The organism is Coleofasciculus sp., from assembly GCF_046539235.1.
Classification (GTDB): domain Bacteria; phylum Cyanobacteriota; class Cyanobacteriia; order Cyanobacteriales; family Coleofasciculaceae; genus Coleofasciculus.
In genome coordinates, this window is the sequence record NZ_JBKHHI010000579.1 from 1 (window position 1) to 3187 (window position 3187).

Annotated in this window: 2 protein-coding genes; one reads left to right on the plus strand and one right to left on the minus strand. The window is 45.8% G+C overall.

What is annotated here, in order from left to right:
- Window positions 1-290: 290 nt before the first annotated feature.
- On the minus strand, window positions 291-1352 hold the full coding sequence (locus tag ACLFWI_RS28780; RefSeq protein ID WP_446415779.1) for an adenosine deaminase: 1062 nt from the start codon (window positions 1350-1352) through the stop codon (window positions 291-293).
- A gap of 187 nt (window positions 1353-1539) precedes the next feature.
- Between ACLFWI_RS28780 and ACLFWI_RS28785 the strand changes: the two genes are divergently transcribed.
- Window positions 1540-3187: protein kinase domain-containing protein (locus ACLFWI_RS28785; RefSeq protein WP_446415778.1), on the plus strand; the 1648-nt coding region annotated here is incomplete at its 3' end.

The window sequence follows — 3187 nt, forward strand, 5'->3', positions numbered from 1 at the left end:
TAGCTAGTCCACGTGCTACTGCCTCTCCTTGAAGGGGTTGTCCCTTTTGTGATTTTTCTCTGGGGTAGTGCTTTTGTTCTCCAATCCTTTGGTGTTGATTTAACTGGGATTTGGGTCACCTTGGGTGGGGCGACGTGATATTCGCTTAAACAGGAGGAGAGGGCGACCCGAGCAAATTGAGTGGACTACCGTTGTTAATTGATGCCAGCGGGTCGCCCCTACAGGGTGTTAATTTATGTCAGCAGGTCACCCCTAACAAGTGTTAATTTATGTCAGCGGGTATCTACTACTTAATCCTTGGTTCTGGGTGTACCATTGGCGGCGACAACCTCGTCTCTGGGATTTTTTAGTAATCCGGTTAAGAGAGAGGCGGGATGCTGTTGATGGGGCCAGGCAAAGGCATGGCGAAAAGCGGCATTTTGACAAGCTTGCACTTGCTCAAAATCAATCACATCTTGGGTTAATAAACTTTCGTATTCAAACGGTAATCGCACATTATTTAATCCGGCATTATCGGTACAAATAGCAATGTCAACTCCCGCCTCGAAACAGGAATCAAAGACGACTTTCAGTTGATAAATATCCTCCAATGTTCCTGTTTTTAAGTACGTCGTGGGACATACTTCTAAACATTGCTGTCGCTGAGCAACGTCTTTTAACAACTCTGGATATTTTAAGGGAATATGAATCCCATGACCAATCCGCATTAAATACGGCAACAGTTCGGGATAACAACCGTCGCTGGTTTCGTAAAGATGACCCGTTGTATTCAGACCGAGCGATCGCGCATACTGATAGAGTCCGACAAATTCTGCTAATCGTTCCCCATAATGGGCATCGCCTCCTGCCAAATCCACCCCACAGACATAATCCTTCCTTTGGGCGGCGAGGTCAACAATTGCCTTATTCACGTCATAGGGAAGCCGCGCATGCATACAGAGAATCTGACTCGTCACCATCGGATAATCCTTGACCTGACTGGCTTGTCCGACAATCTCCACAATCTGTGCCATCTGATCAATCCGTTCCGATTGACTTAATTCTTCCGGCGTGCGTAAATAAGGCGTATAACGCAATTCTAAATAAGCTAAATTCTCAAAGATATACGCGCCGCGAATTAAGCGATAAATAAAATAGGGCAAAGTTTGCGCCGTTTGCACATGTTCTACCAACGTGTGCAGTTCCAAATACTCATCTAACGTATTGCGCGATCGCGTGTAAAATTCCTCAAAGTGATCATAGTCGGCAAATTTCTGGGTCAACGGATCAGTTTGACGTTGAAAATATCGCCAGAGAATCCGAGGAACCACTGAACCCCCCAGATGACGGTGTAACTCGGCGTATAATGGCATACAATCTCCTGATAAGCGGGTCATTTTCAGTCTTGGCTGGACAGACATGTCACCACGACTTAGATCAACTTTAGCTTTTGTAAAAAAACTTTGCAGAAACTATCATTATTGAAACAGTAATTCACAATCACCCCTTTTCCATTCTCACCAGCTAGAATAACCTCAAGGACTTAGAGAACTGGATGCCATGACCACCGCTAACCCTGAAAACAGCACTGCCTCTCATCCCTCTCAATGCTATTGTCTTAAACCAGATTGTCAGCATCCAGAGAATCTGCGAGATGCACTCAGTTGTCACAGTTGCGGTTCAGAGTTACTCTTATCCGGTCGCTATCGGGCAATTCATCCCCTGGGACAAGGTGGCTTTGGCAGAACCTTTCGCGGCGTGGATGAATCCAATCCCAATCACCCCGACTGTGCGATTAAGCAGTTTTTCCCCCAACACCAAAGCACCACGAATCAGGAGAAAGCTGCTGAACTATTTGAACAAGAAGCCCAACGCTTAAAAACTTTGGGACATCATTCCCAAATTCCCCAATTATTAGATTATTTTAGCCAAGACAAGCGTCAGTATTTAGTTCAAGAATTTATCCACGGACAAAACCTAGCCGCTGAACTCGCCAGGGAAGGACCCTTCAGTGAATTAAAAATCCGCCTGCTGTTGCGCGATTTATTACCTGTTCTCCAGTTTATCCATAGTCATCAGGTTATTCACCGGGATATTAAACCGGAAAATATTATTCGTCGTCCCGGTTATGGCAATCTCGTTTTAGTGGATTTTGGTGCGGCTAAGTTTGCCACAGAAACGATTCTGGAACGCACCGGAACGGTGATTGGTTCAGCCGCCTACACTGCGCCGGAACAGGTGCGCGGAAAAGCTGTTTTTGCGAGTGATTTATACAGTTTAGGCGTTACCTGTATTCACCTGCTGACGCAAATACCGCCCTTTGATTTATTTGATAGTCATGAAGATGCTTGGGTATGGCAGGATTATTTAAACGCGAACAGGTCAATCAGTAAACCCTTAGCAAAGATTCTGAATACCCTGCTGCAAAGTGCGACCAAACGGCGCTATCAATCGGCGGAAGCGGTATTAAAGGATTTAACCCGTTCTCAGCGTGGAAGCAAGGGAACACAATGGTTGGTGGCGAGTACAGCATTGATTGTGGGATTTGCCGGAATTCGGTATCTAGTATCACCTGTAACCCAGCAGGTTTCTCGCCGTAACCCGGTTGTAACGAATCCAATTCAGGACGAGTCACTAACAACATCATCGACTCAAACTGGGGGACTTTTCGCCACAGTTAATGGACAACAGCAGGTATTCCCTTTAGAACATACCCAAGTCGCCACAAAAATTACTGGGAATGTGTCGCGGGTGGAAGTTACCCAAACCTTTACCAATCCCTTTGATCATCCCTTAGAAGCCGTCTATAAATTCCCCCTACCCGATGAAGCGGCGGTGGATGATATGGAAATTAAACTGGATGATCGGATTATTCGTGGCGTGATTAAGAAACGCCAGGAAGCCAAGCAAATTTATGAGAAAGCGAAAAAAGCGGGGAAAACGGCGGGGTTATTAGAACAAGAACGGGCAAATGTGTTTACTCAGTCGTTGGCGAATATTAAACCAGGGGAAAGTATTCAGGTAACGATTCGCTATACCGATAGCCTGAAATTTGAGGGCGGGGATTATGAGTTTGCGTTTCCGATGGTAGTCGCACCGCGATATACCTCAGGGAATAGTGTTGGTAGTAAGCACTTTAGTGCTAGCATCGCTAAAGCGCTGATGACAAACTCTGTTGGTAGTAAGCACTTTAGTGCTAGCAGCGCTA